Here is a 14,217-nt window from a genome sequence, read left to right as displayed (position 1 = left end):
GAGTGGAATACTCCGGGAGCCCCCTTGGCAGACAGTGTACTCATTGAAGGTCTGGTAGTTGAGACCGTTGTCGGTGTCTACGATTGGGAACGGAAGGTCGACCAGCGCCTGCTTGTGGACTTGGAAATGGCTTGGGATAACCGGGTTCCGGGTGCCTCGGATGATGTCGGAGATGCCCTGGATTATGCCGCGGTCAGCGAGTTGGTCACATCCTGCCTGCAAGCACTTCAGCCCAAGTTGCTGGAGCACGGTGCTGAGCAGCTCGCGGCGCAGCTGCAGCGGCAGTTTGGAATTACCTGGCTGGCGCTGACACTGAGAAAACCCGGAGCGGTGCCGGCGGCGCAGGCGGTGGGTGTCCGAATAGAAAGGGGAACGCGTTAATGGCCGACCAGGTCCGGGTGTACATCAGTATTGGCAGCAACGTAGACCGCGAGCGTTACGTTACCGCAGCCCTGGACGCGCTGGCGAACTGGTTTGGAGGCCTTGAGATTTCACCGGTTTATGAAAGCGAGGCGGTGGGCTTCAAGGGCTCGCCGTTTCTGAATCTGGTGGTTGGCGTCAAAACTGGTCTGCCAGTGGGTGAACTGTCGCAGCGCTTCAAGCAACTGGAGGCCGATAACGGTCGCCGTCGGGATGTGCCCAAGTTCAGTGCCCGAACCCTGGATCTGGATATTCTGACCTATGGCGACCGGGTAGGAATAGTCGATGGGGTTGAGTTGCCTCGCGGCGAAATCTTGAAGAACGCCTTCGTTCTGCAGCCGTTGGCCGACATTGCGCCCGAGGCCCTGCATCCGGTGACGGGGCAAAGCTATCGGGAGTTGTGGCGGGCTTACCGGTCCGACCAGAAACTCTGGCCGGTGTCCTTTACCTGGCAGGGCCGTCAGATTTCAGTAGTCGCCGACTGACCGGAACAGCTTAACCAAGTGGTCGGTTGAGCTGTCGCTACCAGTGACCTGCGTATCCTTCCCGAGCAGGCGGGGCAAAATTTCCTTGCCTAGCTGTTTGCCTAGCTCCACGCCCCATTGATCAAACGAATCCACGCCCCAGATGACTCCCTGGACAAAGGTTCGATGCTCGTACAGGGCGATCAGTGCCCCCACGCTCTCAGGAGTAACCTGCTCCAAAACCAGGGTGTTGCTCGGTTTGTTGCCGGAAATCACCTTATGGGGCGCCAGCTGCTCAATCTCCGATTCCGAAAGCCCCTCTGCTGCCAGTTCGGCCCGGGCCTCCGCCAGTGATTTGCCCGCCATCATTGCCTGGCTTTGGCTCAGGCAGTTGGCAAACAGGTCGGCGTGGTGCGTGGCCACCGGGTTGTGGGTTTTCAGCGGAATGATGAAGTCGGCCGGAATCAGCCGGGTGCCTTGATGGATCAGCTGGTGATAGGCGTGCTGGCCATTGGAGCCGGTTCCACCCCAGATGATCGGGCCCGACTCGCAGGCCAGCGGTTCTCCGGTCTCGGTCACACTCTTGCCATTGCTTTCCATGTCCAGTTGCTGGAGGTGATCCGGAAGGCTGCGCAGGTATTGGTCATACGGCAGGATGGCGTGGGTGTGAGCGTTCCAGAAATTGTTGTACCAGACACCCAGTAAGCCCATGACCACGGGCAGATTCAGCGCCAGTGGCGCATCCTGGAAGTGGCTGTCCATGGCATGGGCGCCCGCCAACAGACGCCGGAAGTTGTCCATGCCGATGGTCAGTGCCACCGGCAGGCCAATGGCGGACCACAGCGAGTAGCGCCCGCCAACCCAGTCCCACATCGGAAACACCTGCTCGGCGTGGATGCCAAAGCTTTCCGCGCCCGGCACGTTGGCGGTAACCGCCAGGAAGTGCTTGGCCACCGCTGAGTCGTCTCCACAATAATCCACCAGCCATTGCCGCGCCACGGTGCTGTTCTCCAGGGTTTCCTGGGTTCGGAATGATTTCGACTGGATCAGGAACAGGGTGGTTTCCGGGTTCACCTGCCGGAGCACTTCCAGGATGTCGGTGCCGTCGATGTTGGCGACAAAGTGGCAGCGCATGCCGCCCTGCCAGTAAGGCTGAAGGGCCTCATTGACCAGCTTCGGTCCGAGATAGGAACCGCCAATGCCGATGCTGACCACATCGGTGAAGGCCTTGCCGCTGTATCCGGTTTGGGACTGATTCAGAACGTTGGTGACCACCGCTTCCATCCGCTCCAGAGTGTGCTGGACCTCGGCCACCACATCGACGCCGTCTACCATGATCGAGGCGTCGCCAGGGTGTCTCAGGGCCGTGTGCAGGGCTGGACGTTGTTCGGTGCGGTTGACCGGCTCGCCGCGCAGCAGGGCGTCCCGGCGTGCCGGCAGGCCACAGCGTTCGGCCAGCGCCAGCAGGGCGCTCAGGGTTTCGTCGGTGATGCGGTTCTTGGAAAAATCCAGGGATATTCCCGCGCCCTTGATGAAGTAGCGGCTGGCCCGCTCTGGGTCCTCGGTAAATAGCTGCTTCATCGACACCGACTGCATGTGCAGCCGGTGTTGCTCCAGCGCCTGCCACTCCGGGAAGGAGGTCAGTTGGGACGCGCGATCAGACATCAGAACATCCTTTTCCGTGATTTACTGAGTATTGTCTTAGCGATTCATTGACAGGTTGTCGATCAGACGGGTGGTGCCCAGGAAGGCTGCCACCAGCAGGGTAATGTCGGTGTCGTCGGTGCTGGCCGGCTTCAGGGTTTGGCTATTAACGATGTTGAAATAGTCCGGCCGCAGGCCGGCCTCGGCAAGGCGGTTGCGGGCTTCTTCCTCCAGGCTCTGGAAATCCGAACGCCCCCCGGCTAGTTCGCGGGCGGTTGCTTGCAGGGTCTGGTAGACCACCGGGGCGATTTTGCGTTCGCTCGCTGTTAGATAACCATTTCGGGAGCTCTTGGCCAGGCCGTCGTCTTCCCGGATGGTGGGCGCGCCCACGACTTCCACCGGTAGCATAAGGTCGCGGACCAGTTTCCGGATTACCGCGAGCTGCTGGAAGTCCTTTTCGCCAAACACCGCGACGTCTGGCTGAACCATGTTCAGGAGCATGGTGACTACCGTTGCCACACCCTCGAAATGACCGGGGCGGCTGGCGCCACAATGACCGTCGCTGACTTCTGGAACCACCACCTGGGTTTGCAAGGCCAGCCCTTCGGGATAGACCTCCTCCACACCGGGGGCGAACACCAGGGTGTTGCCGGCAGCTTCTAGCTGCTCCTGATCTTCCGTCAGTGTGCGCGGGTAGGTGTCCAGATCTTCGCCAGCCCCGAACTGCATCGGGTTTACGAAAATGCTGGTGACCACCACGTCCGCCGCTTCCGCGGCTTTGCGCACAAGGGATATGTGGCCCTCGTGGAGGTTGCCCATCGTCGGCACCAGGCCAATGGTTTTGCCCTGGCGTCGATAGCCGCGGAGGATGGTGCGAAGTTCTTTCAGGGAATGTACGGTTCTCATGCCTTGAACGTATGCTCCTCGGCGGGGAAAGTTCGTGCGCGCACGGCGCTCACGTAGGCCTCAATGGCCTCCTGGACGGAATTGGTCTCGGCCAGGAAGTTCTTCACAAATCGGGGTTTGCGCCCGGTGGTGACACCCAGCATATCGTGCAGGACCAGCACCTGGCCGTCGGTATCGGCGCCAGCGCCAATGCCAATGACCGGCGCTTTGACGGCCTGGGTGATGCGGGCGGCCAGGGGTGCGGGTACGCACTCAAGCAGGATCAGGTCAGCACCGGCCGCTTCCAGTTCGCAGGCGTGTTCGATCATCATTTCTGCTGCTTTCTCGTTGCGGCCCTGCACCTTGTAGCCACCGAACTTGTTGACGAACTGAGGGGTCAGGCCCAGGTGCGCGCATACGGGTACGCCACGCTCGCTCAAAGCATGGATGGTGTCTTTCATCCAATCGGTGCCTTCGAGCTTGACCAGGTGGGCGCCGGCACGCATCAGTTCGGCCGCATTTTCCAGGGCTGCGTCCACGGTGCCGTAGGTCATGAACGGCATGTCGGCCATGATTAAGGCACCGGCATTACCCTTGGCGACGCAATTGGTGTGATAAACCATCTGGTCCATGGTGACCGGCAGGGTGCTGTCGTGGCCCTGCAGCACCATGCCCAGCGAGTCTCCGATCAGGATGACATCGACACCCGCTTCACTGACCACCTGGGCAAAGGTGGCATCGTAAGAAGTCAGGACGGAAAAGGCTTCGCCCTTTTGTTTGTATTCCCGAAGGGTATTGATGGTAACAGCCATAAAATCCTTGCCTTGTGGGTGGATGGGCCAAGACCGGGCCGGGGTCTGCCGGCGTACAGTGCTAAGGGTAATCCGGGGCTATGTTTGAGGCAATAGTAGCACGGGCCCCGTTGGACCGGTGCAGTCAGTGCCTGGCCGGGCGTTGCTGGAAATTAGTGGGAGGACGGCGTGAGCGCGGTTCACGACGGAGTGAAGGGTTCCCGCGCCACTGGCGGCAACTTGCGCAGATCGTTGTCGGGGCAATGCTGGCGCAGTTCCTTGACGGTGCGGCCATCGGGCAGGGTCAGGGCGGGCTCTAAGTCCAGTAGGGGCTGAAGTACAAAATCCCGGTTCGGAAGTTCTTTGTGGGGGACGGTCAGGCGCTCGTCAGCCAGGGTCTGGCTGCCAAATATCAGCAGATCCAGATCCAGTGTTCTCGGTCCCCAGTGCCTGAGCCGCTCACGGCCATGGCGCTGTTCGATGGTCTGTAGGTGGTCAAGCAGCTCGTGGGGGCGCAGGGTGGTGCGCAGCCAGACCGCGCCATTGACGAAGTCCGGCTGATCCTGCGGGCCAACCGGGCGGCTGGCGTAAAAGGGCGACTGCGCCACCAGCACTGAATCCGGCAGGCTGGCCAGGGCGGCAACTGCCTGAGCCAGCTGTGCTGCCGGGTTTTCAAGGTTGCTGCCGAGACCAATAAAGGCGTCCGTGGTCATTACTCGGCGGGGCGCTTGGTGGGTGGCTTCCGCCGACGTTTACGCTTCTTGGGAGCGTCGCTGCCCAGCTCAGTCAGCATGCGCTCCTGGCCGCGCTCATCGGTTTTCTGGAAATCGGTCCACCATTGGCCGAGGCCGGGTTCGATTTCGCCCGCCGCTTCACGCACCAGCAGGAAGTCGTAGGCAGCCCGGAATCTGGGATGGCTCATGGCGGCAAAAGCGCGCTTGCCCTGGCGACGGGGCAGGCGCATCTGCATTTCCCAGATCTCTTTCATCGGACCGGAGAAGCGCTTGGGGATGGAGGTGGCCTGAACCTGGCGCCCAATGACTTTGCCGATGGCGCCGTGCAGGGCCGGTTGAACCGGGTCGCCGTTGTCTTGGCGTCGGGTCCATTCCGCCTGCAGGGCCGGCCAGAGCATGGCGGCAAACAGGAAGTAAGGTGTCACCGACTTGCCTTGGGCGATGCGGGCATCCGTATTGCGCAGGGCCTGACGGATAAGTTCATCCGACTCGCCGTTATTGATCGCCCGAACGGTCTCGGGGAACAGTGGCGCCAGCAGGTTATAGCGGCTCAACAGATCGTAGGTCGCCTCGCCTTGGCCGGCCGAGAACAGCTTGAGCACTTCCTCGAACAGGCGAGCGGGCGGAATGTGGGTGAGCAGGGGCGCGAGTTCCCGGATCGGGGCTTCGGTGTCCGGCTCGATGTCGAAATCCAACTTGGCGGCAAAGCGGATGGCCCGCAGCATACGCACCGGGTCTTCCCGGTACCGAGTTTCCGGGTCGCCAATCAGCCGAAGCTGGCGGTTTCGCAGATCCTCGACGCCATCGGCAAAATCGATCACGGTGAAGTCACGGATGCAGTAGTAAAGAGCATTAACCGTGAAATCCCGACGCAGGGCGTCTTCTTCCTGGCTGCCGTAGACGTTGTCACGCAACAGCAGGCCGTGCTCGGAGGTTTTGCGATCGTCGTCCGGCGCGTCGTCTTCGGCTTCGCTGGCGTTGCCGCGGAAGGTGGTCACCTCGATGACTTCGCGGCCAAACACCACGTGTACGATACGGAAGCGGCGGCCAATCAGCCGGGAATTACGGAACAATTCGTGCACCTCTTCCGGCGTCGCGTTGGTCGCGATGTCGAAGTCTTTTGGTACACCGCCGAGCAGTATGTCACGCACGCCGCCGCCAACGAGGTAGGCCTCGAAGCCGGCTTTGTTAAGCCGGTTGAGAACCTTCTTGGCAGGTTCGCTGATGGCCGAGCGGGAAACATTGTGCTGGTCGCGCGGAATTTCCCGACGCTGATAGGGACGGAGCTTCTTTTTCCCGGTGCCGGGAATAAAGGAACGAAGTTTTTCGACGAGTCGTTTAGGCATTTAAATCCGTGGTTGCGAAGAGCAAAAACCGAGAGTTTAACGGTTTGTGCAGGTTTTGCCCACGTTTGACTGGGAATGAGGCACTGAAAGGTGGCTGGTCCAGATAATCAAAAGGCGGATCCGTTTTCACGAATCCGCCCTGAAAGCGTTGACGATCTGCATTGTTTTTGTTGTTACCGGGATTCTTCTTAGTTTTTCTACCCCACTGCATGTCCCCAATTTCGGGGGTCAGCGGTGCAAACGGAAAGCTTTGAACACACAGAGCGGTCAGAGACATCGAATGAGATTAGGGCAGGTGCAGTGTCGCCTGGAGGACGATTCTTCTCTACATCTACAACTCACACGTGCCGAGGGACCACTAAAAAGCAAAGTACCCAAAACACTCAGTTCGCTCACGTTCTGTATTTGTTTTTATTACTGAACGCTCTTCTACAGCTTTTTGTTTTTGTTTTGGCGCTGCGTTGTCACGATTGTTTTTGTTGTCGTGCGCCCTATAGGTTGCAGTCCGTGTGCCAGTTTTTAGAATCTCTTTATTAACAGCGTCTTACGATTTTTCAGGTGGTAAGTGTTACCCCGTATACAGCGAAAGTGTTACTGAGGTCTCATTAATTCTGTGGCGAGTGTTACCGGGAGGAACAGGCGGTAACAATGGAGCCTGGGTTCATTTTTTTAATTGCCTGAACTTTTCTTGCGCGGAATGCCCAGGCGCTGGCGACGCTCCCACAGGGACTTCCGGCTGATACCCAGTTTCTGGGCCAATTCGGTTTCGCTCATGCGATCCTGGTTTTCCAGGACAAAGTGCTGGAAGTAGTCTTCCAGAGACAGGTCGTTGGAGGAATCGACATCGGTGGCGCGGGTTTGCTCGTTGTTGCCCTCGACCAGTGTTTCCGGGATGTGTTCGTCGCCAGCTTCGCTGTCCAGGTCGAGCAGCCCTGGTGAGATCACGTCGCCGTCACACAGGATGGTCGCGCGTTCAATGGCGTTCTCAAGCTCGCGCACGTTGCCCGGCCAGCGATGCCGTTCCAGCGCCCGCATGGCTTCCGGGCTCAGGTTGAGCAGGGGCTTGCCCATCTTCTCGCCCTGACGTTTCAGGAAGCGTCGGGCCAGGCCCAGTATGTCGGCCTGGCGCTCGCGCAGCGGCGGAATCCGGATCTGCATGACGTTGAGACGGTAATACAGATCCTCCCGGAACTCGCCGGTGCGGGTCATGGCTTTCAGGTTGCGGTGGGTCGCGGCAATCATCCGAACATTCACGGTCCGGCTCTGGGTCGAGCCGACCTTGCGAATTTCGCTTTCCTGCAGCACTCGCAGCAGGCGGGCCTGGGCTTCTGCTGGCAGTTCGCCAATTTCGTCCAGGAACAGACTGCCGCCGTCGGCGGCCTCGATCAGGCCGGTCCGTGCTGAAACCGCACCGGTGAAGGCGCCCTTCTCATGACCAAACAGCTCCGACTCAATCAGGCTCTCCGGGATCGCGGCGCAGTTCACTGAGATCAGTGGCTTGGCGGCGCGGGGGCTGAGCAGGTGCAGAGCCCGTGCCGCCAGCTCCTTACCGGTACCCGATTCGCCCTGGATCAGCACCGTGGTTTCGGTCGGAGCGACTTTGCGTATCAGCGTGAAGACGCGCTGCATGGGGGCGCAGTGGCCAAACATGATGTTGGCCGGGTCGCTGTCCTCCGGGCTGGCGTCTGATCCATCCTGCAGGTCGCCAGTGGTGGCGCCCGGTATCTTCCGGGCCAGGATTTTTTCAACCGCAGCGAGCATTTCATCGTGATCAAAGGGCTTGGCGATGTATTCGACCGCGCCCATCTTCATGGAATCGACCGCCGAGCGCAGGCTGGCGTAGCTGGTCATGATCAGGACCGGCGTGTTCGGGGCCCGGTTGATCAGTTCGGTGCCGGGGGCGCCCGGGAGTCGAAGATCGGAAATGATCAGATCAAACTGTTCCGGCTCGAAATTCTGCTCTGCTTCCTCCACCGATGCGGCGTCGGATACCGTGTATCCGGCATGCTGGAGCAGTTTGCGCACTGCTGAGCGGATAATGTCTTCATCTTCTACGATCAGAATGCGAGGCATATAGGTTTCATGACCTTTCGTTCTGGCTGACGGTGGTGGTGCCGGTTTCCGGCTCGTAAGCGGGTAGCCTCAAGCGTACACAGGTACCGGTGCCGGTGTCCGGGTTGGCCGGACTGTCCACCTGGATGTTGCCGTAATGTTCTTCCACGATACTGTACACCAATGACAGGCCCAGTCCGGTGCCTTTGTTCGGGGCCTTGGTGGTGTAAAACGGTTCGAACACGTGATCAAGCTGGTCGGCCGGTATGCCGGAGCCTTCATCGACGACCTCGATGATAGCGGAGTAGCCGTCGCCGTTTCCACTGACCCGGACCGTGCCGCCAATGGGAGAGGCGTCCCGGGCATTGGCCAACAGGTTAATGAACACTTGTACCAGGCGTTGCTCATCGCCGAGCACTTGAAGATTCGGGGGACAGTCGTTGACAAAGTGCACCCCCATGCCCTTGTCGCTCAGTGACAGCAGATTAATGGACTCATCCACGCACCGGTGAATGGTCACCGGCTCATAGCGGTTCGCATGGGCGCGGTTGCCGGTGCGGGCGAAATTCATCAGCGATTGCAGGATGGTGGAAATTCGCCGGGTTTGCTGCTGAATCTGGTCGGCGGTATCCAGGATGTCCGGGTTGTCCGTTTCCAGCCGCAGATTCTGAGCCAGTGAGGAGATGCCCGTTACCGGGTTGCCGATCTCATGGGCAACCCCGGCGGCTAACCGGCCCACCGAGGCCAGTCGTTCGCTGTGCATCAGCTCGTCTTCCAGCTGTCGGGTCTCGGTCTGGTCTTCCACCAGGATGATACTGCCGCCCTCGGTATGATCCGGCCCGCTCAGGGCTGCCTTGTGCAGGTTCAGCCAGTGGGGTTTGCCGCGCAGGTCCAGGCGATGTTTGTAGCGGTGCAGTTCGTCGCCGTTGTGGAAGTCTTCCAGCAGGATGTGCCAATGCTCAGGTAGAGCCATCAGGCGGGCGCCGACAACATCGTCGGCGGTTATGCCGGTCAGGCTTTCCATGGTGTGGTTCCACATCAGGATTTCGCCGTCCTCGCCCACCGAGCAGGCCGGAATCGGCAGATTCTGCAGGGTCTGCCGGTAATGTCGGCGCAGGTTGTCCAGCTCGCCGGCAAGTCCGGTCAGCTGGTTCTGGTATTCCCCGAGTGCTCGCTCGACATAACGGATGTCCTGGCCGGTGCCGCCCCGTGTCATGGGTTTGAAGCCCAGGTGCCGTTTTACCATGTCCCGGGCAACGGAAGGCCCAAGCAGGCCGGACAGGTTGACCTCAATCTGATCCCGCAGTCGGCGCAGCTGGTACGGGCGGTACTCCAGCTTGGGCAGCTTCAGTTGTGCCAGAGCTCGTTCAACTTCCCGTTTGGCCACGCCCCGTCCCAGAGGGTCGGCCAGTTGTTTTTCGAATTCGGTGGAGGAGGCGGCCAGCAGCTCCCGACGTTGGGGGCGGGAGAGGGCGCCCAGGGAGCAGGCCTGGGCCGCGCTGTTTTCTTCGTTGCTGCTGGTGCTGACCATGGATATCAGCGCGAATACCGCGACATTGGCGGTCAGGCTTATGAAGGTAAAGATGTGCCAGTTGCTGTAGTCCGGCACCAGCGGCGCATCAAACAGGGCGAGTAGGTTAGCGGTGTGCGCAAAGGGCAGCACCAGGGTGACGATCCAGATGGCAAGCCCGACCAACAGCCCGGCGATCAGGCCCCGGCGATTACCTTCGGGCCAGTAGATCACTCCCAGGGCGCCGGGCAGCAGCTGCAGTACACCGGACAGGGAAATAATCCCGAGAATGGACAAACCCAGGTTCTTGCCCAGGGTTTCATGAAACAGCAGAGCCAGGAAAATAATGCCGGCGATCAGCAGGCGCTTGATGCCCTGCAGCCAGCGGTAAATGTCACCCTGGTCCCGAGGGGTTTTTACAGGCAATACCACGTGGTTGAGCACCATCCCGGCCAGGGCCAGGGTGCTGACGATCATCAGGCCGCTGGCGGCCGACAACCCGGCGATGTACATCAGCAGGGTTAGTCCCGGGCTGCCGAGGCTCTGGGCTACGCCGATGGCGTAGAAGCTCGGGCCGGTGGTTACCGCCAGGGCCTGGCCACCCCAGAGAATCAGCGGAACCGGCAGGCCGATTAACAGCAGGTACAGCGGCAGCCCCCAGCTGGCCTTGGCCAACGCCTTGGGTGACGGGTTCTCGCTGAATGTCATGTGATACATGTGCGGCAGTACCAGGGCCCCGGCAAACGACATCAGCATCAGCGCTCGCCAGCTGCCATCGTCCACGCTCAGGGTCATGGTGGCGGCCGGCGAGCTGTTGCTGAGCAGCCAGCCTTCCAGGCCGTTCATGCCGCCGAAGACGCCAAACAGGATAACCCCGCCCAGTGCCAGCATGGCCACCAGCTTGACCAGGGAGTCGAAGGCGATGGCCAGCACCAGGCCCTGATGATTGTCAGACTTCTGGTCACGACGAGCACCAAAGAGCATGGCAAACAGTACCACCGTGATACTGAACATCACGCTAATGGCCTGGGGCGAGGTGTCCGGAGCCAGAAGGCTGGCTGAGGTGGTCACCGCCTGAATCTGCATGCTGAGCAGGGCCAGGATGGCGCCGCCGGAGCACAGGGTGACCAGGGTGCCGGCCCACTGGCTGCGATATCGATAAGCGAACAGATCGGCCAGCGAGGTGAGCTGGTAGGCGCGGCCGATGCGCAGTACCGGGTTCAGCAGCACTGGCGCCAGCAGGAAGGCACCACTGATGCCGAGGTAATAGGCAAGAAAGCCGTAACCGGAATCCGCCGCCACGCCAATGGCGGCATAAACCGCCCAGATACCGGCATAGACGCCCAGGCTCAGGGTGTAGACCAGCGGATGCCTGACCCAGTGCCGGAGCAGGGTGCCTTTCTCGGTTGCCCAGGCGATAGCAAACAGGATCACCAGGTAGAGCAGGCTGGCAGCGAGTAGACCGGCGGCGCTAAAACTCATTGGGATCCCGTCGCCATTCCAGCCAGAAACCGATGGCAATAATACCGGCCCAGATCAAATAGGGGCTGTACCAGGCGTTACCCGGCGAGGTCCACCAATCGAGGATATTGGGAGAGAAGATGTAGATGGCCAAAACCAACAGGAAGACCAGACGGTAGATATACATCAGGCATGCTATCCGCGCTGAGGTTTGTGAACCGCTTTATACCACGGGGTTCACCCGGATGTCAGGTGGATGGCCTCGCGCCGCCAGTGGCTGGCGCCCCAGTCCAGGATGCTATCGACCGACGCGCCAGCCAGTGATGCCGGAGGCCTCTGGCCCAATGCCACCAGGGCCTGGATCAGGTTGTCAGCAGGCTTGTCGTCGTTCAGCGCTGGGGCGTGGGTCTGCTTGCTGAGCTTCTGTCCCTGTTCGTTGACGATGACCGGCACATGCAGCCAACGGGGCGGGGTGGCGCCCAATGCCCGGTAAATCTGGGTTTGCTGGGCGGTCATGTCGAGCAGGTCGGAGCCCCGGACCACATCGGTAATGCCCTGGTGAATGTCGTCCACTACCACGGCCAGCTGATAGGCGTAAAAGCCTTCCTTTCGCAGTATGACCGGGTCGTCCAGTTCGGCACTGACGGTTTGGTGCTGGGGGCCTAGAAGCAGGTCCTGCCAGTGATTGTGTTCATCGGTGAGGGCAAAGCGAACCGCCGATGGGCGATCGGTGGGGCCCGCTTGACGATCCCGGCAGCCATGGGGGTGTCGGCCGCCGTGTTGCTGGAGCTCCTTGCGGGAGCACACGCACCGATAGGCGTCGCCAGTGGACATCAGCAGCTCGATGGCTGACTGATAGGCCTCGTGGCGGCGGGACTGGAAACGGACAGGCTCGTCGGAAAACAAGCCATGGGCTTCAAGGCTGTTCAGGATTTGGCCGGTGGCTTCGGCGGGCTCCCGGAGTGGGTCCAGGTCTTCGATACGAATCAGCCATTGGCCATTGTGGCTGCGGGCTTCCAGATAGCTGGCAACGGCCGCGACCAGAGAGCCAAAATGCAAAGGGCCGGTGGGTGAGGGCGCGAATCGGCCCCGGTAACGAGCTACGGTCATGATGGGTCAGTCAGCCGGCGGCTTTTGAAAAGCACGGCCGGCTGCCGCGGGTGAGCTGGCTTAGATACCAGTCTGGCGCTCGCGAATTTCAGCGAGGGTTTTGCAGTCAATGCACAGGGTCGCTGTCGGCCGTGCTTCCAGGCGACGGATGCCGATTTCGACACCGCACTGATCGCAGAAGCCGTAATCGTCTTTGTCGATGCGATCAATGGTCTTGTCGATTTTCTTAATCAATTTGCGCTCGCGATCACGGGTCCGCAGCTCCAGGCTGAATTCCTCTTCCTGGGTTGCGCGATCACTGGGATCGGCGTAATTTGCGGCGTCTTCTTGCATGTGGTGCATAGTGCGGTCTACTTCTTCCATCAGCTCCTGTTTCCATTGCAGCAGCAGATTTTTGAAGTGCTCCAGCATTTCAGCACTCATGTACTCTTCACCCTTCTTCATTTCGTAAGGGGTGAAGTTAGTAAAACGTTCGCGTGGTTGTTCTGCAGTGTTTGCCATTGAACCCGGCCTCTTGTTTGTACTTCACAAGAACGCTTTGCTTCCCACCGCTTGAGCCCCCGTGGCTGAGCGGTTTAACCCTGGATGAAGCATTCGTCCGTAAACGGGAATTTGCGGAAAATAGCAGATAAGTCACGGGGGTGCCAGCCTTGTGATACCGACTTTTGAATGGAGACCTCATGAACTTTCCCGAACCCCTGGTCGAAGGGCGCCTGATTCGCCGTTATAAACGCTTCCTGGCGGACGTGCGCCTGCCGGACGGAAGCGAGGTAACCGCCCACTGTCCAAACACCGGTTCCATGCTGGGTTGCCAGCCCGAGGATGCTCGGGTTTGGCTGAGTCGAAGCGACAATCCCAAGCGCAAACTGCCCTATACCTGGGAGCTGGTGGAGACCTCGCCGGGCATGCTGGCCTGCATCAACACCGCGCGTCCCAACGCTCAGGCCCGAGCTGCGGTCGAAAGTGGCGTGGTGGTGGAGCTGGCGGATTACCCGGAGTGCCGGTCGGAAGTGAAGTACGGCGACGAAAAGAGTCGGATCGATCTTCTGCTGACCGGCCACGACCATCAGCCGGACGCCTGGGTGGAAGCGAAAAACGTCACCCTGGCAGAAACGGATCAGGGCTTCTTCCCCGATGCGGTCACTACTCGAGGCCAGAAACACCTGCGGGAGCTGATGGCCCAGGTGGCCCGGGGAGATAGGGCGGTGTTGTTCTTTGTGGTGAACCACACCGGCATTCAGACCGTGCGCCCAGCCGATCACATTGATCCGACCTATGGGCGGTTGCTGCGGGAAGCCTGTGATGCCGGGGTTGAGGTGATTGCCTACCGTGCCGGTCTGGCCACCGAGAGCGGCGATCCTTCGGGCAAGATGACGCTGACCGAATCGGTGCCGGTTATTCTGGAAGTCTGATCTGAATAGCACCGCCCTCGATCCGAAGATCGAGGGCGGTCAGGGCATCGCCCTGGCAGGGGCCGGTGATGCACTCGCCGGTGCCCGGTTTAAACAGGGCGCCGTGGGTGGAGCACTGAATGAACAGGTTGTCGGCATCCATGAACTTGCCGGGCATCCAGTTCAGTTCAATGCCCAGGTGCGGGCATTGATTAACGTAGGCCTGGGGTTGGCCATCGTGCAATAGCAGGAAGCCGGTCAGCGGCATGCCCCCCGGTTCCGCGGCTGGCCGCTGGATACGAAACTCCAGGGGTTGGTCCGGCTGGAGCTCATTCTGCTGGCAAACGGTTTGCCAGTGGCCGCTGTCTGATGCCGTGTTCGCCAAGGTGTTCCTCCCGCTACTTGCCGT

14 protein-coding genes are annotated in these 14,217 nt (G+C 60.3%); 3 read left to right on the top strand and 11 right to left on the bottom strand.

From position 1 onward, the window contains the following. The first annotated feature begins 24 nt into the window (after window positions 1-24). Complete coding sequence (gene folB, locus FGO67_RS00155) at window positions 25-381, top strand: dihydroneopterin aldolase (protein ID WP_203298735.1); 357 nt, start codon at window positions 25-27, stop codon at window positions 379-381. Then, the gene (gene folK / locus FGO67_RS00150) at window positions 381-905 is read left to right on the top strand and encodes a 2-amino-4-hydroxy-6-hydroxymethyldihydropteridine diphosphokinase (protein ID WP_203298734.1); all 525 of its coding nucleotides are present in this window, start codon (window positions 381-383) and stop codon (window positions 903-905) included. The genes folB and folK (FGO67_RS00150) overlap by 1 nt, the downstream gene beginning before the upstream one ends. Here folK (FGO67_RS00150) and pgi read toward each other — a convergent pair. The 10 genes from pgi to dksA all read right to left on the bottom strand — a co-directional run bounded on the left by pgi (window position 888) and on the right by dksA (window position 12,918). Continuing rightward, complete coding sequence (pgi, locus tag FGO67_RS00145) at window positions 888-2,549, bottom strand: glucose-6-phosphate isomerase (RefSeq protein ID WP_203298733.1); 1,662 nt, start codon at window positions 2,547-2,549, stop codon at window positions 888-890. The genes folK (FGO67_RS00150) and pgi overlap by 18 nt on opposite strands. Window positions 2,550-2,585: 36 nt before the next feature. After that, window positions 2,586-3,434, bottom strand: a complete 849-nt coding sequence (gene panC / locus FGO67_RS00140; RefSeq protein ID WP_203298732.1) for a pantoate--beta-alanine ligase — start codon at window positions 3,432-3,434, stop codon at window positions 2,586-2,588. Further along, a complete protein-coding gene (gene panB, locus FGO67_RS00135) occupies window positions 3,431-4,225 on the bottom strand; it encodes a 3-methyl-2-oxobutanoate hydroxymethyltransferase (protein WP_203298731.1) in 795 nt (264 codons plus the stop codon). Before panB ends, panC begins: the two co-directional genes overlap by 4 nt. 179 nt (window positions 4,226-4,404) lie before the next feature. Continuing rightward, complete coding sequence (folK, locus tag FGO67_RS00130; protein ID WP_203298730.1) at window positions 4,405-4,917, bottom strand: 2-amino-4-hydroxy-6-hydroxymethyldihydropteridine diphosphokinase; 513 nt, start codon at window positions 4,915-4,917, stop codon at window positions 4,405-4,407. Further along, a complete protein-coding gene (gene pcnB, locus FGO67_RS00125) occupies window positions 4,917-6,284 on the bottom strand; it encodes a polynucleotide adenylyltransferase PcnB (RefSeq protein WP_203298729.1) in 1,368 nt (455 codons plus the stop codon). The genes folK (FGO67_RS00130) and pcnB overlap by 1 nt, the downstream gene beginning before the upstream one ends. Before the next feature lie 669 nt (window positions 6,285-6,953). Continuing rightward, window positions 6,954-8,357, bottom strand: coding sequence for a sigma-54-dependent transcriptional regulator (locus FGO67_RS00120; RefSeq protein WP_203298728.1), 1,404 nt, complete (start codon window positions 8,355-8,357; stop codon window positions 6,954-6,956). 7 nt (window positions 8,358-8,364) lie between these two features. After that, window positions 8,365-11,328 carry an ATP-binding protein gene (locus FGO67_RS00115; protein WP_203298727.1) on the bottom strand — a complete coding sequence of 988 codons (2,964 nt, stop codon included), beginning with the start codon at window positions 11,326-11,328 and terminating at the stop codon, window positions 8,365-8,367. Next, window positions 11,318-11,494, bottom strand: a complete 177-nt coding sequence (locus FGO67_RS00110) for a hypothetical protein (protein WP_041340954.1) — start codon at window positions 11,492-11,494, stop codon at window positions 11,318-11,320. The genes FGO67_RS00115 and FGO67_RS00110 overlap by 11 nt, the downstream gene beginning before the upstream one ends. Before the next feature lie 50 nt (window positions 11,495-11,544). After that, entirely contained in the window at window positions 11,545-12,417 is an 873-nt protein-coding gene (gluQRS, locus tag FGO67_RS00105) for a tRNA glutamyl-Q(34) synthetase GluQRS (protein ID WP_203298726.1), read from the bottom strand. 60 nt (window positions 12,418-12,477) lie between these two features. Then, on the bottom strand, window positions 12,478-12,918 hold the full coding sequence (gene dksA / locus FGO67_RS00100; RefSeq protein WP_041340960.1) for an RNA polymerase-binding protein DksA: 441 nt from the start codon (window positions 12,916-12,918) through the stop codon (window positions 12,478-12,480). Between the two features lie 179 nt (window positions 12,919-13,097). Between dksA and sfsA the strand changes: the two genes are divergently transcribed. After that, window positions 13,098-13,829: a DNA/RNA nuclease SfsA gene (sfsA, locus tag FGO67_RS00095; RefSeq protein ID WP_203298725.1), complete on the top strand. Its 732-nt coding sequence runs from the start codon at window positions 13,098-13,100 to the stop codon at window positions 13,827-13,829. Here the strand turns inward: sfsA and FGO67_RS00090 are convergent. Further along, entirely contained in the window at window positions 13,813-14,193 is a 381-nt protein-coding gene (locus FGO67_RS00090; RefSeq protein ID WP_203298724.1) for a Rieske (2Fe-2S) protein, read from the bottom strand. The genes sfsA and FGO67_RS00090 overlap by 17 nt on opposite strands. Between the last annotated feature and the right edge of the window lie 24 nt (window positions 14,194-14,217).

Source organism: Marinobacter sediminum, assembly GCF_016820575.1.
In the GTDB taxonomy this organism is placed as follows: domain Bacteria; phylum Pseudomonadota; class Gammaproteobacteria; order Pseudomonadales; family Oleiphilaceae; genus Marinobacter; species Marinobacter sediminum.
Note: the sequence above shows the minus strand (reverse complement) of the source record. Positions and strands in the feature narration are given on the sequence as shown.

What these genes read in the sequence shown, in the direction of transcription:
- folK (WP_203298734.1), top strand. Translation starts at nt 381, where the DNA reads ATGGCCGACCAGGTCCGGGTGTACATCAGTATTGGCAGCAACGTAGAC.
- pgi (WP_203298733.1), bottom strand. Translation starts at nt 2,549, where the DNA reads ATGTCTGATCGCGCGTCCCAACTGACCTCCTTCCCGGAGTGGCAGGCG.
- panC (WP_203298732.1), bottom strand. Translation starts at nt 3,434, where the DNA reads ATGAGAACCGTACATTCCCTGAAAGAACTTCGCACCATCCTCCGCGGC.
- panB (WP_203298731.1), bottom strand. Translation starts at nt 4,225, where the DNA reads ATGGCTGTTACCATCAATACCCTTCGGGAATACAAACAAAAGGGCGAA.
- folK (WP_203298730.1), bottom strand. Translation starts at nt 4,917, where the DNA reads ATGACCACGGACGCCTTTATTGGTCTCGGCAGCAACCTTGAAAACCCG.
- pcnB (WP_203298729.1), bottom strand. Translation starts at nt 6,284, where the DNA reads ATGCCTAAACGACTCGTCGAAAAACTTCGTTCCTTTATTCCCGGCACC.
- FGO67_RS00120 (WP_203298728.1), bottom strand. Translation starts at nt 8,357, where the DNA reads ATGCCTCGCATTCTGATCGTAGAAGATGAAGACATTATCCGCTCAGCA.
- FGO67_RS00115 (WP_203298727.1), bottom strand. Translation starts at nt 11,328, where the DNA reads ATGAGTTTTAGCGCCGCCGGTCTACTCGCTGCCAGCCTGCTCTACCTG.
- FGO67_RS00110 (WP_041340954.1), bottom strand. Translation starts at nt 11,494, where the DNA reads ATGTATATCTACCGTCTGGTCTTCCTGTTGGTTTTGGCCATCTACATC.
- gluQRS (WP_203298726.1), bottom strand. Translation starts at nt 12,417, where the DNA reads ATGACCGTAGCTCGTTACCGGGGCCGATTCGCGCCCTCACCCACCGGC.
- dksA (WP_041340960.1), bottom strand. Translation starts at nt 12,918, where the DNA reads ATGGCAAACACTGCAGAACAACCACGCGAACGTTTTACTAACTTCACC.
- sfsA (WP_203298725.1), top strand. Translation starts at nt 13,098, where the DNA reads ATGAACTTTCCCGAACCCCTGGTCGAAGGGCGCCTGATTCGCCGTTAT.